Origin of the sequence: Streptomyces toxytricini (assembly GCF_014649915.1) — a bacterium.
In the GTDB taxonomy this organism is placed as follows: Bacteria; Actinomycetota; Actinomycetes; order Streptomycetales; family Streptomycetaceae; genus Streptomyces; species Streptomyces toxytricini.
Map to the genome: position 1 here is coordinate 142143 of NZ_BMTY01000011.1, position 24159 is coordinate 166301.

Genomic DNA, 24159 nt, shown 5'->3' on the forward strand with positions numbered 1-24159 from the left:
GTTTCACCCGCTTCACCTGGGTGCAAGGCCGCGGAGTGGCGGGCGCGGGGCAGCCGGCGTCGACGGCGCCGCGGGGCCGGTTGGTCGCAGCCGTTGCTCCGCCCGCACGCCGCACTGCCGGACTCACACGGCCGCGTCCGGTCGGCACATCCGCTGCGGTGGCGGCCCCGGCCGGTCCTTCGTTCGGCCGCCCGCCGACCTCACCGCGGCGGCCGTTCCCGATCGGGCGGCACCGGCCGCCGCCGGGTTCGCGGGGTGCCGCGCCGAGGAAGCCATCCCCGAGGTATCCCGATCCCGCACCGCTCTCCGAGGAGGAACCCGTGCCCGCAGGACTCTCCGTCCACGTAGGACTCAACAGCGTCGACCCCGCCGCGTACGGCGGGTGGGACGGCCGACTGCTGGCGTGCGAGAACGACGCCCGCGACATGGCGGCGGTCGCCCGCGCCGCCGGCTTCGAGCCGACGGTGCTGCTCACCCCGGAGGGCACCGTGGACCGCGTGACGGCCGAGCTGCGCAAGGCCGCCGGGCGGCTGGAGGACGGGGACATCCTGCTGTTCACCTACTCGGGCCACGGCGGACAGGTCCCGGACGAGGAGGGTGACGAGCCGGACGCCCTCGACGAGACCCTCGTCCTCTTCGACCGCCAGTTCCTCGACGACGAGCTGCACCGGGAGTTCCGCCGCTTCTCCCCCGGGGTGCGGATCTTCTGCCTGCTGGATTGCTGCCACAGCGGGACGGCCACCGAGGCCGCGTCGCAGCCCGGCGGAGACGGTGACGCCGCGGTCCGCGTCATGCCCGTCGTACGCCAGCAGCAGCTCTTCGAACGCGACCGGGCGTTCTACCAGGAGCTCCAGCGCGAGCTGCGCAAGAACGGGGTGGACGGCGAGCCCGGCACGCTGCTGATCTCCGCCTGCCAGGACGACCAGTTCGCCCTGGACGGCCGGGTGAACGGCGCGTTCACCGAGGCCCTGCTGCGGGTGTGGGACGCGGGCGCGTTCTCCGGCGGCTACCGGGACTTCCACCAGGCCATCCGGGAGCGGCTGCCGCGCACGCAGGTGCCCAACCTGCACACCACGGGCAGCCCGTCGCCGGAGTTCCTCGGGCAGAAGCCCTTCACCGTCTGATCGGCCGCCGCGCGGGCCGTGACTTCCGGCGCGGTGCGTCGTTGGTCACGGTGGTCAAGCGAAGTGCACCCGTGACGTCCCGGGCCCCCTGCGGGGGTCCGGGACTTTGCGTTGGCCGCCGGATCCCGGCGCGCCGGACCCTGCCGGAGGGAGAACTCGCTGGTCCGGGCGGCGCAGGGCTGACAGACTGGCGGCTTCGCACACCGGAGGAGGACACATGGCACAGGAGTCGGACGCGCCGCAGGACGAGTCGCCCGCCGAGGAGGCCAAGCGCAGGTTCCGCGAGGCCCTGGAGCGCAACGCGCGCAACGCGCGGGCCCAGCAGGCCCACCAGAGCCGGACGAAGATCCAGGGCACCAGCACAGGGGCCGGCGGCGGACAGAAGCGGACCCGCCGCAAGGCCGGCTGACCGGCCGCCCGAGCGCGCGCTGGGCCACATGGGTGACAGGCGATAACCCCCGGCGGGAACGGCAGTTGATCAGCTCGTCCCGCCGGGGACCACCATCCATGCGACAGCGCGACAGAAGGATCCTCCTCATGCTCAAGAAGCTCATGGCCACGACCGCCGCCACCGCAGCCGTGCTCGGCGCCGGCGCCGCGGTCGCCTCCCCGGCGATGGCGATCGGCAACGACAACGGCGTCAACACCGTCAACGGCAACGACTCCGCGCAGATCTACGGCAACCAGGAGACCAAGGGCGCGATGAGCCCGCAGCTGGGCCTGGTCCAGGGCTCGCTGAACAAGCTCTGCGTGGGCCTTCCCGCCAAGGTCAACGCCCAGTCGCTGATCGGCGCCCTCAACATCGGCGTCCAGGACATCAACGTCCTGTCCAACCCGATGAACCAGCAGTGCGCCGAGAACTCCACCCAGGCCAAGGGCGACGAGTCCCTCTCCCACATCCTGGACAACATCCCGGTCCTCTCCGGCAACCTCTCCGCCGGCAGCTGACCCCCCGGGCGGGGCAGCGGCGCCGCTCCCCGCACGACAGGCAGGGCCCGTACGCACCACCCCGCGTACGGGCCCTGCCCGTTGCCCGCTCCCGGAGCCGCCCGCGCGGCCACCCACACGGCACCTTGGTCTAGACCTTGACAGGTCCATACCAGTTCGCTTGGCTGGTGGCAGTGCCGCCCCACCGGCAAATCCCCACGCCTTAGGAGAAGTTGCGTGATACGTCCGCTGCGCCGCCGCGCCCTCGCCCTCGCCGCCGCCGCGGCCGCCGCCCTCGGCATCGCCGCCGCCCTGCCCGCCTCCCCGGCCGCCGCCGCCCCCGCCTGCGCCGGCGCCTGGACCTCCTCAGCCGTCTACACCGGAGGCGCGACCGCCTCGCACAACGGCCGCAACTGGCAGGCCAAGTGGTGGACCCAGGGCGAGAAGCCCGGCACCACGGGCCAGTGGGGCGTCTGGTCCGACCAGGGGGCCTGCGGCACCGGCGGCGGTACGGACCCCGACCCGGACCCGGGCACCGACCCGTCCGGATTCGTCGTCACCGAAGACCAGTTCAACCGCATGTTCCCGAACCGGAACCCCTTCTACACCTACCGCGGCCTCGTCGCGGCCCTGTCCGCCTACCCCGGCTTCGCCAACACGGGCGACGACACCACCAAGCGCCGGGAGGCCGCCGCCTTCCTCGCGAACGTCTCGCACGAAACGGGCGGGCTCGTCCACATCGTCGAGCAGAACACCGCCAACTACCCGCACTACTGCGACGCCGCCCAGCCCTACGGCTGCCCCGCAGGGCGGGCCGCCTACTACGGCCGCGGGCCCATCCAGCTCAGCTGGAACTTCAACTACAAGGCCGCCGGCGACGCCCTCGGCATCAACCTGCTGGGCGACCCGTACCTGGTGGAGCGCGACCCGGCCGTCGCCATGAAGACCGCCCTGTGGTACTGGAACACCCAGAACGGCCCCGGCACCATGACGGCGCACGCCGCGATGACGAACGGCTCCGGCTTCGGCGAGACGATCCGCTCCATCAACGGCGCCCTGGAGTGCAACGGCGGCAACCCCGCCCAGGTCCAGAGCCGCGTGAACGCCTACAAGAACTTCACCGCGATGCTGGGCGTGACCCCCGGACCGAACCTGACCTGCTGACCGGGCCGGGCCCGACGGCCCGCCCCGCCGGCCCGGCGAGGGCCCCTTCGGCGCGTCCCGCGCTCAGGGGGCCCTCAGGGCCATCGCCAGCTGTGCCCGCGAACGCACCTCCAGCTTCTGGTAGATCCTCGTCAGCCGCGCCTCGACGGTCTTGACGCTGACGAACAGCCGGGCCGCCGCCTCCTGGTTGCTCGCGCCCTGCGCCACCAGCAGCGCCAGGCGGGCCTCCGCCTCCGTCAGGGCGGCCAGCGCCACCGCCGGCCCCGCCTCGGCCGGCACCGGCTCCGGCCCCTCGGCCGCCAACTGCGCCCACGGCCGCGCACCCGCCTGCTCGAAGACCGCCGCGGCCGCCTGCAGCGCCGCCCGCGCCGGAGCCTTCCGGCGCCGCCGCCGCTCCGCCCGGGCCAGCGCGAGCAGCGTCCGGCCGCGCTCCACCGGCAGCTGGTACGCCTGGAAGTCGGCGGCCGTCCGCGTCAGCAGCTCCACGGCCGCCTCTGCCTCGCCCAGCACGGACAGGGCCGAACCGCGCGCCCGGTCCAGCGCCGCGACGACCGTCGCCCGTCCCAGCGACCGCGCGACCGCGCCGACCTCGTCGATCAGCGCCACCGCCTCCTCGGGCGCGTCCGCGGCGACCAGGGCCTCCGCGAGCTCCCCGTGCCAGCGCAGGATCGAGGGGTCCACCACCTGCTGGGCCGCCTCCAGGACCGCCACCCGGCGCAGCGTCGCCACCGCCTTCGCCGCCTCGCCCGTCGCCAGCTCGACGAGGCCGAGCGCGTACAGGCTCCGCGACAGGAAGACCTGGTCGCGCTCCTCCTCGGAGGCCTGGATGCCGCGGCGCGCGTACCCGGCGGCGCGTGCGAAGCTCCCGCCCGTCACCTCCGCCATCGCGGCGACGTACCAGGCGGGGCCGGGTGAGAGGCCCGCCTCGATGGTCAGCTCCAGGGCCCGCCGGGCGTGGTCGGAGGCGGTCGCGCACCGGCCGCGCCGCAGCTCCACCTCGGTCAGGCTGCGGAGCACCTCGAAGACGTCCTCGGCGGAGCCGGTGCGGCGGACCGCGGGCAGCAGCGCGAGCAGCTCGCGGCGCGCGTCGGCGAGCCGGTCGTCGAACAGGGCGTGTCTGACCGCCAGGTACTGCGGGGCGTTGCGCATGCCGAGGGGGACCTCGGGGGCGGGCAGGGCGAGCGCCTCGGCCAGGATCTCCTCGGCGTCAGGGTCGCCGAGGATGCGGCCCATCCGGGCCCGGACGGTGAGGGCCATGGCCTCGGCGACCTGGTCCCCGCCGATGGCGGCGAGCCGGCCGGCCTCGGCCGCCTCGTCCCGGGCGCGGACGGGGTCGCCGTCGCTGAGGTTGTGCTTCCAGGCGACGCGCAGGCGGACCGCGGCCTGGAGGGCCGGGTCGCCCTCGGCGTCGTCCACGGCGTACGCGAAGGTCTCGTCGAGGGTGCCGAGGGCCTGCCCGGCGGCGTCAATGACGGCGAGGCGGGCCCGGACCCGGTCGGAGCGCGAGGCGTCGCGGGCGAGGACGGCGCGGGTGGCGCGGCGGGCGAGGTCGGCCCGGCCGGCCCAGCCCGCGTCCTCCGCGGCGGCGACGAGCCGGGCCAGTTCGTCGCCGGGCCGGTCGCCCGGGGTGCGTTCGGCGGCGAGCAGTCCGAGTTCGGCGGCCAGTGCCCGCTGCCCGCGGCGGCGGCAGTCCGCGGCGGCCCGGGTGATCTCGGCGGCGAGCCATTCGTCCGGGGTGTCCACGGCGAGGGCCCGGTGGCGTACGGCCTGGACGGGGTCGTCGACGGCGGCGGCGAGCGCGGCGTGCCCGGCGGCCCGCTCGGGCCAGCCCGCGTCGGCGGCCAGCGCCATGGGCAGGGCTCCGGCGGTGAAGGCGACGGTGCCGTCCTCGCCGACGGTGACCAGTGCGGCCCGTTCGGCCTCGGCGAGTTCGGCTTCGGCGTCGGGGCGGCCGGCGCGGCGCAGCAGCGCGGTGGTCGGGCGGGCCGCGAGGGCGGCGAGGAGCAGGGTGCGCCGGGTGCGGGCGGGGACCTCGGCGAGGAGGCGCCGGGCGACCTCGCGGGCCTGGCCGGACAGGGGCAGGGTGTCGGCGTGGTGGGCGCCGCCGTCGCGGGAGCCGGCGGCCTCGGCGAGGGAGTGGCCGAGGGCGAGCGCGAGGCGCGGGTTGCCGCCGCTGGCCTGGTGGACCCGGCCGGCGATGCGGGCGGGCAGGCCGTGCCGGACGAGGAGTTCGGCGACCTCGTCGGCGCCGAGCGGCGGGATGCGTATCGCCGGGGTGCCGGGGCCGCACAGGGGCGCGGCGACGGGCACGCCGCCCTGCACGCATTCCGCGACCAGGACGCGGACCCGGGGAGGGGTCAGCCGCAGGGCGAACCGGAGCAGATCGGTGCTTTCCGGGTCCAGCCATTGGGCGTTGTCGACGACGAGGAGGACGGGGGTGCGCGCGGCCAGGGTGCGCAGCACCTCGACGACGGCGAGGCGCAGGGCGACGTGGTCGCGGCCGGCGCGCGGGGTGTCGGTCTCGCGGCGCAGGTGGGCGATGGCGGTGCGCTGCGGTCCGGAGAGCGGTTCGAGCGCGTCGCAGGGGACCGAGGCGAGCAGCGCGGCGGCCGACGCCTCCGGGATCCACCGGTCGGCGGCTTCGGGGGCGAGGCGGAGCACGGTTTCCTGCCTGGCCTCGGCCGCTGCCGCGATGGCGCCGGCGAGCTCGGTCTTGCCCGCGCCGGCGGGTGCGGTGAGCAGGGCGCGCCCGTGCTCGGCGAGCGCCTGCTCGACCGCCTTGATCAGTTCACCGTGTCCTACGGTCGCGTTGGCGCGCCCCGCTGCCACGCACAGCCACCAGCCTCTCGGTCCCCACTCTGTGCCTTTCCTGTGAGGAGCGAGAATACGAGGTCGCGGGCCGGGTGGAGGCGAAGTGTGACGCACAATTCAGTCACGGCCGGGAAAGCCGCGCGGGCCTGCCGGTACGAGGGTATCGGCAGGCCCGCGGGTGTCATCGGGTGGTGCGTGCGCCGGCTGCCGGGGCGGCCGGGCGGGGGTGTCTCAGAAGGTGAGCTTCCAGGCGTCGAGGTAGCCGGTGTCGCCGCCGGCGTTGTCGTTGATCCGGAGCTTCCAGGTGCCGTTCGCGACCTCGGAGGAGGCGTTCACGGTGTAGGTCTGGTTGATGTTGTCGGTGCTGCCGCCGGCGCGGTTGTGCAGGGTGTAGACCGAGCCGTCGGGGGCCACCAGGTCGACCTTGAGGTCGCCGATGTAGGTGTGCTTGATGTCGACGCCGACCTGGAGCGCGGCCGGGGCGTTGCCCGCGACACCGGTGACGGTGATCGGGCTCTCGACGGTCGCGTTGTCGAAGATGTTCACGTTCGTGGTGTTCTCGAGGCCCGGGGCGGGGGTCGTCGAGGTCACCGCGTTCAGCGTGGCGGCCGCGTCGGCGAGGCCGGTGCCGCAGCCGCCGGTGCAGGTGCCGGCGAGCGGGCGGGTGTTGGTCTTGATGGCCGCCTCGATCTGGGCCGGGGTCAGCGCGGGCTTGGCGGCGACCATGAGGGCGGCGAGGCCGGCGACGTGCGGGGCGGCCATGCTGGTGCCCTGGTACGGCTTGTAGTTCTCCGAGCCGGGGGTGGTGAGACCGGTGTTCAGCGTGGAGAGGATGGCGTTCTCGGGGGTGGTGACGGTGCCGGGCGTGTCGGTGGCGCGGCGGGTCTCACCGCCCGGGGCGGCGACGTCGATGCTGGCGCCGTAGTTGGAGTAGTACGAGCGGTCGCCGGCGCGGTTGCTGGCGGCCACCGTGATGACGTTGCTGCAGCTGGCCGGGGTGAAGCCGGCGGCGTCGGCGTTGCTGTTGCCTGCGGCGACGACGACGGTGGTGCCGCGGGCGACGGCCGCGTTGATGGCGTTCTGGTAGCTGGTGGAGCAGGTGCCGGAGCCGCCGAGGCTCATGTTGATGACCTTGGCGGGGTTGGCGTTGGCCGGGACGCCCGAGACGGTGCCGCCGGAGGCCCAGGTGATGGCGTCGACGATGTCGGAGGTGGCGCCGCCGCACTTGCCGAGGACGCGGACGGGCTGGATCTTCGCGTTGTACGCGATGCCCGCGATGCCCTTGGCGTTGTTGGCGGCCGCGCCGATGGTGCCGGCGACGTGGGTGCCGTGCCAGGAGGAGTCGCTCGCCTTGGAGCCGGTGCCGCACTCGCCGGCCGCGCTCCAGTCGCCCTGGTCCGCCGGGTTGCTGTCGCGGCCGTTGCCGTCGCGGGCGGCGGTGGAGCTGCTGATGAAGTCGTAGCCGGGGACGATGTTCGCGGCGAGGTCGGAGTGGGCGACGTAGCCGGTGTCGAGGACGGCGACGGTGACGCCGGTGCCGGTGGCCTTGTCCCAGGCTGCCGGAACGTTCATGCCGGCGGTGGGCTCGAAGAGGTCCCACTGCTTGGCGTACTCGGTGTCGTTCGGGGCGGCCATGGCGTAGGCGCGGGTGTCCGGCTCGACGTAGGCGACGTCGGGGTCGGAGCGGAACTGTGCCATCAGGTCGGCCGCATCCTTGGGGGCGGTGGCCCCGCCGAGGCTGACGAGGGCGGCACCGGTGCCGAGGCGGCGGTCGAAGGCGGCCTTCTTGCCGGCCTTCTTGCCCTTGTCGGCGGCGTCGGTCGCGGCGGCGCTGTTGGAGCTGGCCTCTGCGGCGCCCGACTTGTAGCCGACGATCAGGTTCTCGACCGGGGCGGCGGCCGGGGCGGCGGGGGCGCCGGGGGCCGGGATGGTCGAGGCGGCGGCCCGGCCGGCGGGGGCGGGCTCGGCGCCGGGCAGGGCCACGGAGGCGGTGGCGGAGCCGGCCAGCAGGGTGACGGACATCGCCGCCACGGATATCAGCCTGCGTCGCGTTGCGTGCACGGTCTTCCCTTTCGCGGGCCGGTCCCGGGCAGGCCGGAGCGACCCCGGTTGGGGCGGTGTGGGAGGTGGGTTGACGATCTTACGGGGCCGGGCGGGCTGGTCAATTCCGGCCCGGCCACCGCGGGATCGCCACGCCGTCCCTGCCGCTTCGGCGGGGCTGGGACGACGTCGGTGCTGGGCGGTCGTCCGGCTCGCGGCTTCGCACCATGTGGGGTTGGGACGGGGGCCGCGGGCGGGGGAAGATCGCCGGTGGCCAGACAGTAGGCAACGGGCGGGTGAACTGGATACGGGGAAAACCCTTGTCCGCCCCCTGCCGGCCCCCGAGGGGTCCTCCCGGTACCGCCGGCCACCCGTCCGGGCCCCGGCTGAGCTGTGGATTTGCCCGGGGGTGTCCTATCCCTCGGTGCCGAGCCGGCGGAAGTGGGTCCAGCTCGTCTCGTTGGGCTCGGACCAGTTCTCCGGGGCGTGCGCGAACTCCGGATGCCGGTCGGCGATGAAGCGCCGGGTCCGCTCCGGTACCTCCGCGTACGAGCCGAGCTTGCGGCCGCGGCAGTGGAAGGTGAGCCCGCCGGGCCGCTGCCCCTGCTCCATCCACGGCAGCCAGGGCGACATCCGCGTCCAGGACATCGTGCACGGCACACCGGGCTCCTCGGTGTCCAGCACCGAGGCGGGGGCGAAGAACTGGAAGAGCTCCAGGGCCCGGTAGGTGTCCCCGGCGGAGTGCAGGGGGTAGTCGGCGACGGGCAGCGGCGAGGGGTAGGAGAGGGGGATCTCCAGACTGAAGCAGACCTGGTCGCCCAGCCGGGTCAGCGGGACGGGGAACGGGCGCAGGGCAAGGTTGGCCGGGTCGTTCCAGACGTGGACGACCCGCCTGCCCTCCCAGGTGTCGAGGATGTCCCGGGTCCGCGGGTCCAGGTAGAAGGCGGCCTCGCGGGCCAGGAGCCGGTAGCCGCCGCTCTCCTCGTCCGCCACGAGGCGGGCGGCGTTGACGCCTTCGAAGCCGAACAGGCGGCGGTAGGGCTCGTCCGGGGCCCAGGAGTGGACGTCGCCGGACCACCAGAAGACCGTTTCGGCGCCGTCGAGGGAGGCGCGGGCGCGGGCGAAGGCGCGCAGGAGGTCGGCGGGGGCCGTGCCGGGTGCGGTTGTCATGCCGGGTACTGTGCTCGGCCGCGCGCGGCCGGGCAAGGCACCCCCGGGCCTGTTGCGGCGGGCAGGTGGCCGGGATGCGGACTCCGGGTTGACGCGGGGGCGGGCAGCGGCGACGGTGATCCGCATGGTGAGGGGAAGCGGGCGCCGCAGGCGCCGCGGACGCCGCCCGCTCGCGCTGCTCGCGCCGGTGCTGTGCCTGGTGTTGGGGGCGGGGCTGGCCGCGGCCCTGCCGGACGGCGCCCGGCCGGACCGCGCAGGGCACGGCGGGGCGGGGCACGGCGGCCCGCGCGCCGCCGGAGTGCCCGCGCCCGGGCCGGCCACGGCGGAGCCCGGCCCGGAGCCGCCCGTACCGGGGGATCCGCCGCCTGCCGGGCCGCAGGCCTCGTCCGGTTCGGTGTCCGTGGACTGCGGGCGGGGCGGGGAGGGCCACTACAACGAGGACAACGTGGTGGTCTCCCCCGGGCTGCGCGCCGGCGCCCACCACACGCACGCGTACGCGGGCAACCTGTCGACGGACGCGGCCTCGACGGACGCCTCGCTGGCCGCCGCGGCGACCACCTGCCGCGGCGGTGACCGCTCCACGTACTACTGGCCGGTCCTGCGCCGCACCGACCGGCCGGGGACCCGCCCGCACGAGCGCGCCGCCGGGCACGGCAACACGGGCCGGATCCTGTCCGAGGCCGCCGTCACGGTGGAGTTCCGGGGCAGCCCGGTGAGCCGGGTCGTGCCGATGCCGCGCTTCCTGCGGGCCGTCACCGGAGACGCGGTGGCGGGCACCGCCCGCGACGGAGGGCGCGTACGCGCCCGGTGGGGCTGCTCCGGTACGCCGGAGCGGTCCACCACCCGCTACCCGCGCTGCCCGGCCGGCGAGCGCATCACCCGGACGCTCGTCTTCCCGAGCTGCTGGAACGGCCTGGACACCGACAGCCCCGACCACCGGGCCCACCTGGGGTTCCCCGCCGCGAACGGCGTCTGCCCGGCGGACTCCTTCCCCGTGCCGCAGCTGCGGATCGGGCTGGAGTACGAGGTGGAGCCGGGGGTCCCGGTCGCCGTCGACTCCTTCTCCGAGCAGCGGCACGATCCGCGGACCGACCACGCGATGTTCGTCAACGCCATGACGGACGAGCAGATGGCGGCGGTCGTCGACTGCCTCAACCGGGGTGTGCGCTGCCGCTTCTGACCTGCCGTCCGCCGCCCTGCCGTCCGGTGTGATGCAGGTCACTTGAACCGGTGGCTCCGGAACCGCGTGTTCTGACCGCACGACAGGGCTAGTGAGGACGAGAGGGCGATATGGCCGGACCACTGTGGCCCCGTACCCGGCGGGGCGCGACCGACGAGGCGCTGATCAGGTCGGTCTACGAGGAGCACGGGCACGCCCTGCTCGCGTACGCCACCCGGCTGACGGGGGACCGGGCCACCGCCGAGGACGTCGTCCAGGAGACGCTGATCCGGGCCTGGCGGCACGCCGAGGTCCTGGTGAACGGGAAGGGCTCGGTGCGCGGCTGGCTGCTCACCGTGGCCCGGAACATCATCACCGACCGGTACCGGGCCAAGGCCGCCCGGCCGCAGGAGGTGTCCGGGGCTGCGGCCGCTCCCCCGGTGGAGGTCGACCACGCCGACTCCGTCGTGGACACGATGACCGTCCTGGGGGCGCTCGACCAGCTGTCGCCGGAACACCGGGACGTGCTCAAGGAGTTGTACTACCGGCAGCTGAGCGTGGCGGAGGCGGCCGACAGTCTCGGCATCCCGGCCGGTACGGTCAAGTCGCGCTCGCACTACGCGCTCAAGGCCCTGCGCGAGGTGTTCCGACAGAACGGCGGCGCCGGCAAGGGCCGTCGACATCGATCGGGCAGGCCGCCCCAGCAGCCCGCCGGACTGCGGGAGGTGGTGGCATGAACCGGCAGCGGCACGAGCACGAGGAGGAGCTCCTCGGCCCGTACGTTCTCGGGGTCCTGGACGCGGAGGACGTCCGCCGGGTCGAGGAACACGTCGGCGGCTGCCTGCGGTGCCGTGAGGAGGTGGCCGCGTTGCGCGAGATGGAAGCGGCGCTGGGCGAGGTGCCCGCGGAGGCGTTCCTCGACGGGCCGCCGGTCGGCGGGGACCTGCTGCTCCAGCGCACACTGCGGCGGGTGCGCGGCGAGGCCGCCGCGGCCCGGCGCAGGCGGTGGGGGCTGGCGGGCCTGGCGGCCGCGGCCTCGCTGGCGGCGGTGTTCTGGACCGGCGCCCGCGTGGGCGGCGGCGGCGAGCCCGTCGCGGCGCCGCCGCCGGACCCGTCCCCGGCGGTGACGGCGGCCCCGTCGCCTCCGCCGGCCGGGACCAGGGTGGCCTCCGCGACCGACCCGGGCACCGGGGCGCGGATGACCGTGAAGGTCACCCCGGCGGCAAAGTGGGTGCGGGTCCACGCGGCCGTGACGGGCGTCCCGCCGGGCGAGCGGTGCCGGCTGGTCGTGGTCTCGCGCGACGGCAAGCGCAGCACGGCGGGCAGCTGGGTCGTCGGCGGGCAGGCGCAGGCGGGCGGCCAGGGCGGGGCGGCCGGCGGCGAGGCGAAGGGCGCCGCCCTGGACGGCTCGGCCTGGGTGGACCCGGCGGACGTCCGCGAGGTCCTCGTGGAGAACGAGTCCGGGCGGACGTTCGTCTCGGTGCCGGTCCCCGCGGCCGTCTGACCGCGCCCGCCGGCCCTGCGGGGGCCCGGCCGCCGACTCCCCCGGCGGCCGGGCCCCCGTACGGCGTTCCCGGGGGCGGGCGGAACCGGGCGGGCGGGGCGCTGCGTGTGAACCCGTGGCGCCCCGGCCGCCGTGCGCGCCCGCGGCGCAGGCCGGGGCGGAGGCCGATGCGTACGCGTACCGCGGACCGGACTGATCGTCACATTGTGGTTCATGACATCCTGTGACATCACAATTCGCCGGACGTAGTCGGCGGACGTCCGGCGATGATGGGGTGGGGAATGTCCAGGTCCATGAGGCTGTGCTTCCTGGTGGAGGAGCACTACCGCCACGACGGGATGCCCAACGAGGTGATCGGGCAGCTCACCTCGTGGGGACACCGCGTCGACGTGGTGCGCCCCGGCGGCTCGCTGCTGGACATGACCGGGGGCGTCGGCTCCGGCTCGCACGACGCCTGGGTCCTCAAGACGGTGTCGGGCGGCCCCGGACTCCTCCTGCTGGAGGCGGCTGCCGCCGCCGGGATGACCACCGTCAACGACGCCCGCTCCATCCGCGGCGTCCGGGACAAGGCGCTCGCCGCCGCCCTCGGGCGGGCCGCCGGGCTCCCGGTGCCGGCCACGTACGCGGCCGCCCGGCCGGAGCTGCTGCGGGAGGTGCCCGCCGCGGAGTACCCGCTCGTCGTCAAGCCGGCCGACGGCAGCTCGGGCCGCGGCGTACGCCTCGTGTCGTCCCCGGAGCGGCTGGAGGCACTGCTCCCCGAACTCGCCGCAGAGGGCGGCATGCTGATCGCCCAGCCGTACGTGCCGAACTCGGGCAGCGACATCAAGGTGTACGCCGTCGGCGGCGAACTGTTCGCCACGGAGCGCCGCTCGCCGCTCCACCCGGACCCGGCCGTGCGGGAGCGCCCCGTGCCCCTGACCGCGGAGGTCGCGGCGATCGCCGCGCGGGTGGGGGCGGTGTACGGGCTGGACCTGTACGGGGTGGACGTGCTGCTCGGGCCCGACGGCCCGGCGGTGGTCGACGTCAACGACTTCCCCAGCTTCCGGCAGGTACCCGACGCGGCCGCGCGCGTCGCCCGCGCCGTCCTCGGCCTGGCCCGCCGCGGCGGTACGGGCCCCGCCTCGCCGCCGCGGCCGGCGCTCGCGCGGACGGCGCCCGCGGGGGCGGGCGCCGGCGCGCCTGCGCTGGCCCTGCCGGCCCCGCGGACGGGCGAGGCCGCGCTGTGAGGGTCTGCCTGATCACCCCCGAGCCCGGACACCCGCTGCTCGCCGCCGCAACCGGACTGCTGCGCGCCGCCGGACACCGCGTGGACGCCCTGGACCCGGCCGCGGAGCACCCCGCGGGGGCACCGGCGGACGTCTACCTCCTGAAGGCGCGGACCCCGCGGGCCCTGGCGCTGGCCCGGCAGCTGGAGGAGCGCGGCGCCGCCGTCGTGAACTCGGCCGCGGCCACCGCACTCTGCCAGGACCGGACGGAGATGGCCGCGCTGGCCCTCGCGGCGGGCCTGCCGTTCGCCGTAACCCGCACGCACGCCTCGCTGGCGGCCTGGGCGGCGCAGCACGCGACGCCGCTCGACGGCCGGCTGTGGGACCCGCCGGTGGTGGTCAAGAGCCGCCACAGCCGCCGCCACGACCTCGTCGCCCGCGTCGACGACCGCGCCCGGCTGCAGGAGCTCGCCGCGCAGTGGCCGCAGGAGCCGGTCGTCGTCCAGGACTTCGCCCCGAACAGCGGCTGGGACCACAAGCTGTGGGCGATCGGCGGCCGGGTCTTCGCCGCGCTGCGCCGCTCCGAACTGGCCCCGGAGGGCCGCGGCCCGGCCCGGCCGCTCGATCCGGCCGGCCTGCCCGACGGCTGGGCGGACCTCGTCCTGCGGACCGGCGAGGTGTTCGCGCTGGACGTGTACGGGGTCGACGTCGTCGACACCGGCGGCGCCCCGCTCATCGTGGACGTCAACGCCTTCCCCGGCATCCGCGGCCAGGACGGCGCGCCGCAGGCCCTGGCCGACCTCGCCCTCGCCCGGGCCCGGGCCGGGCGGCGGCGCGGCTGAGGCCGACGGGGGGATTGCGCGGCCCGGCGCGTGTCGGCGGGTTCGGCACCGCCCGGAGAGGCGTGAGGATCGGCGGATGGGCGTCCTGCTGCCGGTCTTCTTCGCGCTGTTCGCGGCGCTGAGCAACGCGCTCGCCACCGTGCTCCAGCGGCGGGCCGCCCTGACGGTGCCGCAGAGCCGCGGGTTCCGGCCGGGGCTGGTCCTGGACCTGCTGCGGCGGCCCGTGTGGGTCGCCGGGATCCTCGCCGTGATCCTGGCCGGCGCGGGGCAGGCCGCGGCGCTGGCCACCGGCGCCCTGGTCCTCGTACAGCCGCTGTTCGTGCTGGAACTTCCCCTCGCACTGCTGATCGCCTCGCTGGTGGTGCGGCAGCGGCTGCCCCCGGCGGTGTGGGGGGCCGTCGCCGCGGTCGTCGGGGGGCTGGGCCTCGCGCTGGCCGCGGCCGCGCCGTCGGAGAACCGCACGCACGTCCCGCTCGACCGGTGGCTTCCCTCGGTCGCCGGATGCGCGGCCGCCGCCCTGCTGCTGGCGCTCGCCGGACTGCGCAGGCCGCCGGGCCGGGCCCGCGCCGGCTGCCTGGGCGCCGCCACCGCCGTCTGCTACGCCCTGACGGCCGCCCTGATGAAGGACTCGGTGCCGCTGCTCGCCGAGGGCGGGGCGGCTGCCTTCCTGACGGCCTGGCAGACCTACGGCTTCGCCGTCAGCGGCGTCTGCGCCCTGCTGTTGCTCGAACACGCCATGCAGGGCGGCCCGCTGGTGGCCTCCCAGCCGGCGCTGACGCTGGGCGACGCGACGGTCAGCATCGCGCTGGGCGTCGTCCTGTACGACGAGCACCTGCGGACGGGGTGGTGGGTCCTGCCGCAGCTGGCCGGCATCTCGCTGATCTGCGGGGGCGTCGTCGCCCTGGCCCGCGCCGAAACGGCGGAAGGCGCTCCGCCGGCGGCCTGATGCCCGCGGCGCCCCTGGGCTACGATCACGACCCGATCCGTTCGAACAAACCTCAGGGGTGGGCGATGGCGCCGAACTCGCGCACGAAGGCAGCTGCAAGAGCCGCGGCCGCCGTGCTGGCTGCCGCCCTCCTGACCGCGGCCTGCTCGGCCGACCCGGCGGAACCCGCCGCCCCGGCCACCCCGCCGCCGGCAACCCCGTCCCCGGCCCCGCCCCGGCCGACTCCCCCTCCCACGGAGCCGCACGCCCCGGCTCCCACGACTCCGGCCGCACCGGAGCCGTCCGCTCCGCCGAAGCCGGACCAGCCCGCCTCCCCGCAGCTGCCCACGCGGCCAGAAAGCCCCCCGCCCTTCAAACCGGGCGGCACCTACTCCCTCCCGCCCCAGCCCCGCTAGGGCCTGTCGTCAAACTCCCGCCTGCCCCGCCCTCCGGGCGACGACGGGACGACAGGCCCTAGGCCGGCCCCTGCGCGGGCGGCGCGGTGCGGGCGTTGCGGCGGCGGAGCCGGGTCGCCGCGGCTGCCGCGGTGGCCGCCAGGGTGGCGCCGAGGGCCGGCAGCCAGGCCGGGACCCCGCCGACCTTCAGGAGCCTGTCGCGGTACACCACCTGGCGGTAGGGGGTGTCGGCGGCGGTGGCGCGCAGTTCGTGGTCGCCGTCGATGCGGGCGGGCTGGGGGAACCGCTGCTCGATCGCCGTCAGGAACGCCTCCTTGCCGTCCGTGAGGGAGGCGAGCGGTTGCCGGGGGGAGATCCGCCCGGCGAAGGTGACCTCCGGTTCGGCCCCGCCGATCGCCGACGCCGGTTCCATCCGGTGGTCCGCGAGGACGTACAGGCCCAGCGACTGCGGCGTCCTGGCCATCCGCGACAGCCGCATGGGGTAGACGAGGCGGTCGCTGTCGAAGCGGATCCGCAGCGGGTCGAGGTCCCCGCGCAGGGGCTTGCCCTCGTCCCGCGGGGCGAGGCGTACGGCGACGTACTCCCAGCCCTGGTCGACGTACGGCTTCACCTCGGTGGTGAGCGTGTCGGGCAGGGAGAAGCCGTTGGCCTCCAGCCAGCCGCGCAGTGCGGCGGGGTCGCCGGCGGTCAGGCGGGCGACGTCGAAGTCGCCGAGCCGTTCGCGGCCGACGACGCCGACCGGCGGCGCGCCGGCTCCGGGCATGGCGCCGGCGGTGGCGCCGTCCACGAAGTCGAACGGCCAGTCGCCGCTGCGCGGCAGGAAGTAGTGCCGGGTGCGGCGCTCGGGCGCGGTCAGCCGGGAGAGCTCCGTGAACACCCCGGCGTCCGCGAGGTCGACCGTCGCCCGGGTCGGCACCGGCATGATCCAGGCGGCGCGGCGCGCGTCCCCGCCGACGGTGAACCGCATCACGATCTGCTCGGTGCGGCCGTCCCAGCGGACCACGGACGTCTCGCGCTCGACGCCGAGGCGGGAGCCGCCGTCCGGGATCATCGCCCCGCAGCCGCACGCGTAGGCGGGGCTGACCAGCGAGGCCGCCTGGGTCGCGAGCAGGGCCAGGAGCAGGGCCGGTATTCGTCGTTTCATCCACACGGGGTCTCAGACGACCGCCCCCGAACTCCGGTTCCGGCCACCGGCCGGATCCCCACGGGCGTGGGGGCCGCTGCCGGGTGTTCCGCTCTGCGGGGGTCCCCTGTCCGGCTGTCCGAGGGCATCCCCATACTGCTCCCATGAGAGGGACGGACAACCCGCGCAGCAGCCCGCTGGTGCCCGACACCGTCGTGGCCGAAATCTCCCGGCACGACTGGGACGCGGTCGCCTGCGGGTGCGGCCGCGGCGCCGGGCATCTGGTCGACACCCTGTGGAACGCCGCCGAGGGGCACCCCTCCGCGTTCCGCGCGCTCGAGGGGCACGCCTTCCTGGCGGGGGCGCTGCGGCCGCCGGCCCCCGCGGTGTGCGGGGTGCTGATGGCGGTGTGGTCGGCGGGCCCGCCCCGGCAGGCGACCCGTGAGGCGCTGCTGTGGACGCTGCTGGCGCTGCTGGGCGCGGAGGACGACGGGTCGGCGTACGAGGCGGGCCTGTACGGGCAGTGCGCGGCCTTCGTGCGGCGCGCCGCGGACTCGCTGCGCAGGGAGGCGGTGGACCGGCCCGGCTCGGTGTCGGCGGCCTACGCGGACGGCGTGCTGGAACTGCTCGGCATGGCCGCCTGAGCTTCGGCGACGGCCTGCGGGAGCCAGTCGGCGACCCGCTCGAAGGCGAAGCCGAGGGCGGCCGCTCGGCTGTTGTCCAGGGCGTAGGCGCGGTCGTAGGAGAACGGCGACGCCGGCTCCCCGGGCGCCACGACCCGCAGGCGCGGGGTGCGCCCGACCCGTGCGGCGACGGCGTCGCACAGGGCGAGGACGTCGAGGGAGCCGTGGGAGGCGGCGTCCACCGTTCCGGTGAATTCCTGCTCCGCCGCCCAGTGCAGGAAGCGGGCGATCTCGCGGTGGTGGACGAACGAGGTGGCGTACGGCGTGCCGTGCACGGCGACGGGTTCGCCGGCGCCGATCCGCTCGACGTAGTGGGCGAGCCGCCCCGTGAACTCCTCGCGGCCGCCGCCGAGGACGTGCGCGGTGCGGACCGCGGCGAAGGCGAAGGGCGCCGCCGTCCCGGGGGCCGCCGGGCGGGCGAGGACGGCTTCGGCGCGCCGCTTGCCGTCGGCGTAGGCGCGGGCCTCGGCGGTCGGGGGTGCCGGGTCGTACACCTCCATGGTGGAGGTCATGACGTAGCGGGCGGTCCGCCCGGCGAACACGCGGCGCGCGACGGCCGCCTGGCGGGGCGTGTAGCAGACCTGGTCGACGACGGCGTCGAAGGCGTGCGGGCCGAGTGCCGCGGCGAGGCCGCGCGCGTCGTCGCGGTCGGCGACGAGGTGCAGGGCGCCGGGCGGCGGGGCGGTGGAGCCGCGGTTGAGGACGAAGACCCGGTGGCCGGCCTCCAGCAGGTCGCCGACCAGGTGCTTTCCGAAGTACCGGCTGCCGCCGATGACGAGAATCCGCTTCATGGCCATGACTCTGCCGGGATAGGGTCCGCCGGAGAACCGACGATCCGCTGATCATCCCGTAAGGAAAACTGCATGCTCGATGTGCACCGGTTGCGCGTCCTGCGGGCGGTGGCCGAGCACGGCAGCTTCAACCGGGCGGCCGCGGCCCTGCTGCTGACCCCGTCGGCCGTGTCGCAGCACGTCGCAGCCCTGGAGCGGAGCGTCGGCCACCCGGTGGCGGTGCGCAGCCCGCGCGGGGTGACGCTGACGGAGGCGGGGCGGCTGCTCGTGGAGGCGGCCGAGGCGATCTCCGCCGAGCTCGACCAGGTCCGGCACGCCATCGACCGGCTGGCCGCGGTGCGGCAGCGGCTGACGCTCGCCACGTTCACCAGCGGCGGCCGGCACCTCCTGCCGGAGGCGCTCCCCCGGTTCGTGGCCGCGTACCCGGAGGTGGAGCTGACGGTGCTGGAGGCCGAACCGGAGGCCGCCCTCGCGATGGTCCGCGGCGGCGGGGCCGACCTGGCGGTGGCGTACGCCTTCGACGGGCCGCTGCCCCTGCCGCCGGGCGTCGCCTGGACGCCGCTGCTGGACGACCCGCTGTGGCTGGTGCTGCCGCCCGGTCACCCGCTGGCCGGGCGGGAGGCCCTCGGCCCGGACGAACTCGGCGCCGCCCGCTGGGTGCTGGGCTGCCTGCGGACGGAGGCGTTCCTGCGCCGGTACGCGGAGCAGGCCGGGTTCGAGCTGCGGGTGGCGGCCTCCACCACGGACTACTTCTTCGCCCAGACGCTGGTCGGCGCGGGGGTGGGCGTCGCGCTGGTCCCGCAGGTGTGCCTGGCCCCACCCGCCGGATGCACCGCCGTACGGGTCGAACCGCCCGTCCCGCCCCGGCACATCGGCCTGCTCGGGCCGATCCGGCGCCGGGCCCAGCCGTACGCGCAGGCCTTGGCGGACGCCCTGCGCGCGGCCGCGGCCCCGGCCGCGGGGGCACCGGGGCCCGCGGGCGCCAGGGGCGCCGCAGAGGCCGCGGGCACCACGAGGGCCATGGGCACCACGGGCCCCGCGGGGGCCACGGGCGTCGCGGGGACCACGGGAGTCATGGGCACTGTACGGGCCACTGGCAACAGCGGCGCTACGACGTCCGCAGGCGCCACGCGGGCCATGGGCACCAAGGGGCCCGCAGGGGCCACCAATGCCATGGGGGCCAGGGGGTCCACGGGGGCCGCGGGGGCCGCTGGTCCCGTGGGCGCCGCAAGGGCCATGGTCACCACGGGGCCCGCGGGCGGCACCGTCCCCACGGGGCCCGAAGGCGCCACAGGCGCCGAAGTGGCTGCGGAGGCCGCGGAATGAGCCGCCGCCCGCTCGCCGGTGTCGCGGCCCGGGCGGATCTCCCCTCCGGCCTCCTCGACCGGCTGGTCGCGATCGCCGTCCGCCCAAACGCGACGCTCCCGGCCCTGTGGGCGTGCCTGGAGGACGCACGGGCCCGGAAGGACGCCGCCGCCCATCCCGCGCTGCCCGCGGCCGTGGTGGCCGGTCTGCTGGGGCATCCGCATCCGGAGGTGGCGTGGGCGGCGGCCGGCCATCCGGCGCTCCCGGCGGCCGCGGTGGAGCGGCTGGTCGCGGAGGCCGAGCGGGCCGGGCCGGCCGGGCGGGCGCCGGGCTGAGGCCGGGCGGAGCCGGCGCCTCCCGGCACCGCGGGCCCCGCCGCCCCCGTCACTTCCGCAGCCCGGGTGTCGTTAGCCCCAAGGGGTTGACTCTGGGGGGCGAAGGGATGACGGAATGCGGCAGTTTCCTCTGGAGATGCACGGCATGGCAGCGGGCCGGGTCGTCGAATGGCGGTTGCGGTCCACGGCAGGGCCGGAGCCGGCCGCGGAGACAGAGGGCAGGAGGGCGTCCTTCAACCAGGACAAGCACTTCACCGTCGCGGAGGAGAGCCGCGGCGCCGACGACCCGGTCGCTTCCTGGCTGGCGGTGACCTTCGAGGTCTCCGAGGACCTCGACGAGCAGGCAATGACGCAGGCCCTCCTTGCGTTCGTCCGGCGGCACGAAGTGCTGCGGTGCGAATTCCGGCGGCTGGCAGGCGAGTTGGCGTGCGATCCCATCCCGCCGGCCGAACTCGCCCTCGCCGTCCATCCCGTCGCGTCCTTCGACTCGGCCCCGGAGCTGGTCGGCTTCCTGTCCGAGCGGTTCAAGCGGAGCATCGACACCCTGGCCTGGCCGCTGTTCACGATGGGCGCGGTCCTGCGCCCCGGTTCGGCGACCGTCTACCTCGCCTTCGACCACATCGTGTGCGACGGCCTGTCGATGCCGATCGTGGTGCAGGAGGTGCAGGACGCGTACGAGGCGCTGCGCCGCGGCGAGCGGCTCGACGAGCTGCCGGCGCCCAGCTACCTGGACTTCGCGGAGGAGCAGCGCCGCCGCTACCTGTCCTTCGACGCCGGCGACGGGCGGCTCGGCTACTGGAAGGACTTCATCGCCCGCGGCGGGGGCGAGTTCTTCCCCCGGTTCCCCCTCGAACTGGGCGTGGAGCCGGGCCGGATGTACCCCATCGTGAACGAGGCGTCGCCGCTGCTGGACGCGGCCGAGACGGAGGTCTTCGACAAGGCGTGCCGGGAGGCGGGCGGGAAGGCCTTCATGGGGGTGCTGGCGGCGGTGGCCGTGTGCCTGCGGGACGCCGGAGGGCCGGGCGTGTACCGCGGGTTCATGCCGGTCAGCGAGCGCGGGCGGTCGGGCTGGTCACAGTCGGTGGGATGGTTCGTGAACACCATGCCGATCGAGTTCGACGCCTCGCCGGGACGCGGTTTCGCGGAGGTCATGGCGGGGGTGCGGGCGGGGTTCGGCGTGATGATGGACCACATCGACGTGCCGTTCGTCCGGGCCTGGGAGCTGCTGGCGCCGGCGGAGTTCGCGGCCCGGTCGTGGCCGTACCCGGTGAACTTCTTCTCGTACATCGACATGCGCAAGTGCCCCGGCGCCGAGCGGCACGCCGACTGGCGGCCCGCGACGCACGTCTGGTCGGCGCGCGCGAACGGCGTGTGCTCCTGGTTCCAGCGCGACGCGGACGGGCTCCACATGAACTCGATCTACGTGGACACCCCGGCGGCGCGCCACACCATGGCCGCGTTCCAGGAGGCGCTGCGGCGGACGGTCACGGAGATCGCACGCCACGGCTCCTTCGGCCGCCCGATCGGCCTGTCCGCCCCCCGGGGCCCGGTCGGGGCGGCGCTCGGCGTCAGCGGGTACGGGTACGCCGCACACCGCTGAGGCGGCCGGGCAGGAACGTGCAGGCAGCGGACGCGCAGGCGGGCGGCAGGGCTTCGGGTACGCGCCTGCGGCGCGGCCGGGAGCGGGCAGGGCGGCGCGTACGCCCCCGCGGCGCGGGCCGGTCGGGCATGCCGGGCGGCCCGCGATGAGCCGGTACGGGGCCTCGCGTGCCGCGACCGCGAGGCTCCCGCACTCCCCGCGGCTCCTCGGCGGCGGTTCCGCCGCGCATGCCCCGCCCCACGGGGGCCCTACCGGCCAGTACGATGCCGGAGCCCCCGTTTCCGGCGAAAGGACCGCCCCGTGCCGCGCACCCCTTCCTCCCCCGCGCTCCTCGCCGGCTTCCTGGCCGCGATGGGGGTGGCGCACGCGCTCGCGCCGAAGCCGTTCGACGCGATCGTCCCGCGGGCGCTGCCCGGCAGCCCGCGGCTGTGGACGTACGCGAGCGGCGCGGCGGAGCTGGCGGTGGCGGCGGGTATCGCCCATCCGCGGACCCGCCGGGTCGCCGGGCTGGCCGCGGCGGCGCTCTTCGTCGGGGTCTTCCCCGCGAACGTGCAGATGGCTGCCGACGCGCGCCGCCGCTCGCCCGCCCACCGGGCCGTGGCGTTCGGCCGGCTGCCGCTGCAGGTGCCGCTCGTGCTGTGGGCGCGCAGCGTCAGCCGCGGGGCGGCGCCCCGCTGAGGCGGCCGGCAGGCCGGCGCCGCAGGGCCAGGCCCGCGGGTGCTCAGCGGCTGTCGCCCGACCAGTCCCAGCGGGCCGGGTCCTCGGCCCGCCGGCGGTAGTGGGCGCGGCCGCCCGGACCGTAGCGGCCTATCTCCGTGGGGAGCGCCGCCTCCTCGGCGAGGCGGGGCGCGCTCCATCCTGTGACGTCGAGCAGGAGCCCGTCGAGGGGCCCGCCGACCAGTTCGCCGTACTGGCGGCCGGGCTGCGGGCCGGGGTCGGGATCTTCGTGGTCGGCGCCGTAGACCCGGCGCCGGAGCATCCTGTCGTCCATACCCGCCAGCTTCACAGACGCCACTGACAACGGAGCAGGAGCACCGCCATGGCACATCGCGTACACCGGCCGGCCGAGGACGAGGAGTTCGCGTTCGTCCTGCGGCTGGCCGAGGGGCCGGTTCTGGCCTGTTTCGTCGGGAGCTGGCCCAAGGCCCTCGCGGCGAGCCGCGAGATGGACGCGCTCGCGGCCGAAGCGGCCGCGGAGTACGGGCCGCGTCTGACGGCGGTGCGCGCCGACATGACGCGCTGCCCCGGCCCCACCAGGGGGTTCGGCGTCACGTCCGCGCCGACCGCGCTGATCCTGCGCGACGGGCGGGAGGCGGCGCGGTACGAGGGTCCGGCGGTAGCGGAGGAGTTCCGGGCGTTCCTTCGGGAGCACCTCGGCGCGCCCTGAGGCCCGCGCCCCGGGGCGCGGCACGGTCCGGCGCCCGCCCGGACGCGGCGGCCATCTGGCCGAAACGGGTATGGGTGGGATAGATGCCCAGGGCATGTAATGGGTCCAGGCACGACGGAGCCACGGACCACGCCGACGAGGTGCTGCATGTCAGAGACCGTTGTCTTCCCGCAGAACCGGACCTGCCCCTACCACCCGCCGACCGCCTACGAACCCCTGCGTGCGGGGCGCCCCCTGTCCCGGGTGAGCCTCTTCGACGGCCGCTCCGTGTGGATCGTCACCGGGCACGCCGAGGCGCGGGCCCTGCTCGCCGACGGCCGCCTGTCCGCCGACCGCCAGAACGCGGCCTTCCCCGCCCCCACCCCGCGTTTCGCGGGCCTGCGCGACCGCCGCACGGCCCTGATCGGCGTGGACGACCCGGAGCACAACGTGCAGCGCCGGATGCTGATCCCCAGCTTCACCCTGAAGCGGACCGCGGCCCTGCGGCCCCGGATCCAGGAGACGGTGGACCGGCTGATCGACGCCATGGTGGCGCGCGGCCCTCGGGCGGAGCTGGTCGGCGCGTTCGCCCTGCCGGTGCCGTCGATGGTGATCTGCGACGTGCTGGGGGTCCCGTACGAGGACCACGAGTTCTTCGAGGAGCAGTCGCGCCGGCTGCTGCGCGGCCCGGAGATGGCCGACGTCGAGGACGCCCGCACGCGCATCAACGCCTACCTGGCGGAGCTGATCGAGCGGAAGCGTTCGGAGCCGGGCGAGGGCCTCCTCGACGAGTTGGTCGGCCGGCACCTGCTGGCGGGCGAGACGGATACGGGCGAGCTGGTGTCGCTGGCGGCCCTGCTGCTGATCGCGGGCCACGAGACCACGGCGAACATGATCTCCCTGGGGACGTACACCCTGCTGCGGCACCCGGAGCAGCTGGCGGAGCTGCGCCAGGACCCCTCGCTGCTCCCCGCAGCCGTGGAGGAGCTGATGCGGTTCCTGTCGATCGCGGACGGCATGCTGCGGGTGGCCACCGAGGACATCGAGGTGGGCGGTGTGACGGTGCGCGCCGACGACGGGGTCGTCTTCTCCACCTCCGTCATCAACCGGGACGAGGCGGTCTTCGAGCGGCCGGACGTCCTCGACTGGCACCGTCCGGCCCGCCACCACCTCGGCTTCGGCTTCGGCGTGCACCAGTGCCTGGGTCAGAACCTGGCGCGCGCCGAGATGGAGATCGCGCTGGGCACCCTGTTCGCGCGCCTGCCCGGGCTGCGGCTGGCGGCCGAGCCGGACCGCATCCCGTTCAAGCCGGGCGACACCATCCAGGGCATGGTCGAACTGCCGGTGGCGTGGTGAGCGGCGGCGCGCCGCGCGAGCGGCGTACCGGCGACGGCACCGGCGTCGTCGTCGCCGTCGACCGCGGTGTCTGCATCGGTGCCGGGCAGTGCGCCCTGACAGCGCCAGAGGTGTTCACGCAGGACGACGACGGCTTCGGGCAGGTGCTGCCGGGGCGGGAGGACGGCCGCGGCAGCGCCCTGCTGCGGGAGGCCGTCCGCGCCTGCCCGGTGTCGGCGATCTCGCTGGGGCCGGGTGGCTGAACCGCCGGGCCGCACCCTGCGGGCCGGACGGGAGCGGGCCCCGCCGGATGTCTCCCGGCGGGGCCCGCTGC

General features: G+C 75.8%; 24 protein-coding genes. 18 read left to right on the forward strand and 6 right to left on the reverse strand.

Going from position 1 to position 24159, the window contains the following annotated elements:
* Positions 1-320: 320 nt before the first annotated feature.
* From IE170_RS16015 to IE170_RS16030, 4 genes are all read left to right on the forward strand, one after another.
* Positions 321-1124 (forward strand): caspase family protein, encoded by an 804-nt coding sequence (locus IE170_RS16015; RefSeq protein WP_189810052.1) that lies wholly within the window; start codon positions 321-323, stop codon positions 1122-1124.
* 217 nt (positions 1125-1341) lie between these two features.
* Positions 1342-1533, forward strand: a complete 192-nt coding sequence (locus IE170_RS16020) for a DUF5302 domain-containing protein (RefSeq protein WP_189810053.1) — start codon at positions 1342-1344, stop codon at positions 1531-1533.
* Positions 1534-1661: 128 nt separating this feature from the next.
* Complete coding sequence (locus IE170_RS16025; RefSeq protein ID WP_189810054.1) at positions 1662-2072, forward strand: rodlin; 411 nt, start codon at positions 1662-1664, stop codon at positions 2070-2072.
* Positions 2073-2300: 228 nt separating this feature from the next.
* Positions 2301-3215 (forward strand): glycoside hydrolase family 19 protein, encoded by a 915-nt coding sequence (locus IE170_RS16030; protein ID WP_189810148.1) that lies wholly within the window; start codon positions 2301-2303, stop codon positions 3213-3215.
* 63 nt (positions 3216-3278) lie between these two features.
* Here the strand turns inward: IE170_RS16030 and IE170_RS16035 are convergent, their stop codons facing one another.
* The 3 genes from IE170_RS16035 to IE170_RS16045 all read right to left on the reverse strand — a co-directional run bounded on the left by IE170_RS16035 (position 3279) and on the right by IE170_RS16045 (position 9236).
* Entirely contained in the window at positions 3279-6044 is a 2766-nt protein-coding gene (locus tag IE170_RS16035; RefSeq protein WP_229884834.1) for a helix-turn-helix transcriptional regulator, read from the reverse strand.
* A 213-nt stretch (positions 6045-6257) separates the two neighbouring features.
* Positions 6258-8048, reverse strand: coding sequence for a S8 family peptidase (locus tag IE170_RS16040; RefSeq protein ID WP_189810150.1), 1791 nt, complete (start codon positions 8046-8048; stop codon positions 6258-6260).
* 432 nt (positions 8049-8480) lie between these two features.
* Positions 8481-9236, reverse strand: coding sequence for a DUF1838 family protein (locus IE170_RS16045; protein WP_189810055.1), 756 nt, complete (start codon positions 9234-9236; stop codon positions 8481-8483).
* Between the two features lie 124 nt (positions 9237-9360).
* On the opposite strand from IE170_RS16045, the gene IE170_RS16050 reads away from it, so the two are divergent.
* From IE170_RS16050 to IE170_RS16075, 6 genes are all read left to right on the forward strand, one after another.
* Positions 9361-10416, forward strand: coding sequence for a DUF1996 domain-containing protein (locus tag IE170_RS16050; protein ID WP_189810056.1), 1056 nt, complete (start codon positions 9361-9363; stop codon positions 10414-10416).
* A gap of 110 nt (positions 10417-10526) precedes the next feature.
* Positions 10527-11132: a sigma-70 family RNA polymerase sigma factor gene (locus tag IE170_RS16055; protein WP_125547600.1), complete on the forward strand. Its 606-nt coding sequence runs from the start codon at positions 10527-10529 to the stop codon at positions 11130-11132.
* Positions 11129-11899, forward strand: a complete 771-nt coding sequence (locus IE170_RS16060) for an anti-sigma factor family protein (protein ID WP_189810057.1) — start codon at positions 11129-11131, stop codon at positions 11897-11899. Before IE170_RS16055 ends, IE170_RS16060 begins: the two co-directional genes overlap by 4 nt.
* 293 nt (positions 11900-12192) lie before the next feature.
* Positions 12193-13125: an ATP-grasp domain-containing protein gene (locus IE170_RS16065; RefSeq protein ID WP_189810151.1), complete on the forward strand. Its 933-nt coding sequence runs from the start codon at positions 12193-12195 to the stop codon at positions 13123-13125.
* Positions 13122-13946, forward strand: a complete 825-nt coding sequence (locus IE170_RS16070) for an ATP-grasp domain-containing protein (protein WP_189810058.1) — start codon at positions 13122-13124, stop codon at positions 13944-13946. The genes IE170_RS16065 and IE170_RS16070 overlap by 4 nt, the downstream gene beginning before the upstream one ends.
* Positions 13947-14022: 76 nt before the next feature.
* Complete coding sequence (locus IE170_RS16075; RefSeq protein WP_189810059.1) at positions 14023-14892, forward strand: DMT family transporter; 870 nt, start codon at positions 14023-14025, stop codon at positions 14890-14892.
* A gap of 453 nt (positions 14893-15345) precedes the next feature.
* On the opposite strand, the gene IE170_RS16080 is transcribed toward IE170_RS16075, so the two are convergent.
* Positions 15346-16431, reverse strand: coding sequence for a DUF2330 domain-containing protein (locus IE170_RS16080; protein ID WP_189810060.1), 1086 nt, complete (start codon positions 16429-16431; stop codon positions 15346-15348).
* Positions 16432-16574: 143 nt separating this feature from the next.
* On the opposite strand from IE170_RS16080, the gene IE170_RS16085 reads away from it, so the two are divergent.
* Positions 16575-17054, forward strand: a complete 480-nt coding sequence (locus IE170_RS16085) for a hypothetical protein (RefSeq protein WP_189810061.1) — start codon at positions 16575-16577, stop codon at positions 17052-17054.
* Here IE170_RS16085 and IE170_RS16090 read toward each other — a convergent pair.
* Entirely contained in the window at positions 17012-17884 is an 873-nt protein-coding gene (locus IE170_RS16090; protein WP_189810062.1) for an NAD-dependent epimerase/dehydratase family protein, read from the reverse strand. The two genes, IE170_RS16085 and IE170_RS16090, sit on opposite strands and share 43 nt — an antisense overlap.
* A 72-nt stretch (positions 17885-17956) precedes the next feature.
* Between IE170_RS16090 and IE170_RS16095 the strand changes: the two genes are divergently transcribed.
* The 4 genes from IE170_RS16095 to IE170_RS16110 all read left to right on the forward strand — a co-directional run bounded on the left by IE170_RS16095 (position 17957) and on the right by IE170_RS16110 (position 21802).
* On the forward strand, positions 17957-19210 hold the full coding sequence (locus IE170_RS16095; protein ID WP_189810063.1) for a LysR family transcriptional regulator: 1254 nt from the start codon (positions 17957-17959) through the stop codon (positions 19208-19210).
* The gene (locus IE170_RS16100; RefSeq protein WP_189810064.1) at positions 19207-19524 is read left to right on the forward strand and encodes a hypothetical protein; all 318 of its coding nucleotides are present in this window, start codon (positions 19207-19209) and stop codon (positions 19522-19524) included. The genes IE170_RS16095 and IE170_RS16100 overlap by 4 nt, the downstream gene beginning before the upstream one ends.
* A gap of 115 nt (positions 19525-19639) precedes the next feature.
* On the forward strand, positions 19640-21124 hold the full coding sequence (locus tag IE170_RS16105; RefSeq protein ID WP_189810065.1) for a condensation domain-containing protein: 1485 nt from the start codon (positions 19640-19642) through the stop codon (positions 21122-21124).
* A 300-nt stretch (positions 21125-21424) separates the two neighbouring features.
* Entirely contained in the window at positions 21425-21802 is a 378-nt protein-coding gene (locus IE170_RS16110; protein ID WP_189810066.1) for a DoxX family protein, read from the forward strand.
* 43 nt (positions 21803-21845) lie between these two features.
* On the opposite strand, the gene IE170_RS16115 is transcribed toward IE170_RS16110, so the two are convergent.
* Entirely contained in the window at positions 21846-22115 is a 270-nt protein-coding gene (locus IE170_RS16115; protein ID WP_189810067.1) for a hypothetical protein, read from the reverse strand.
* A 48-nt stretch (positions 22116-22163) separates the two neighbouring features.
* Between IE170_RS16115 and IE170_RS16120 the strand changes: the two genes are divergently transcribed.
* The 3 genes from IE170_RS16120 to IE170_RS16130 all read left to right on the forward strand — a co-directional run bounded on the left by IE170_RS16120 (position 22164) and on the right by IE170_RS16130 (position 24088).
* Positions 22164-22511: a thioredoxin family protein gene (locus IE170_RS16120; protein WP_189810068.1), complete on the forward strand. Its 348-nt coding sequence runs from the start codon at positions 22164-22166 to the stop codon at positions 22509-22511.
* A 147-nt stretch (positions 22512-22658) separates the two neighbouring features.
* Positions 22659-23846 carry a cytochrome P450 gene (locus tag IE170_RS16125; RefSeq protein WP_189810069.1) on the forward strand — a complete coding sequence of 396 codons (1188 nt, stop codon included), beginning with the start codon at positions 22659-22661 and terminating at the stop codon, positions 23844-23846.
* Positions 23843-24088, forward strand: coding sequence for a ferredoxin (locus IE170_RS16130; protein ID WP_189810070.1), 246 nt, complete (start codon positions 23843-23845; stop codon positions 24086-24088). Before IE170_RS16125 ends, IE170_RS16130 begins: the two co-directional genes overlap by 4 nt.
* The last annotated feature ends 71 nt before the right edge of the window (positions 24089-24159 follow it).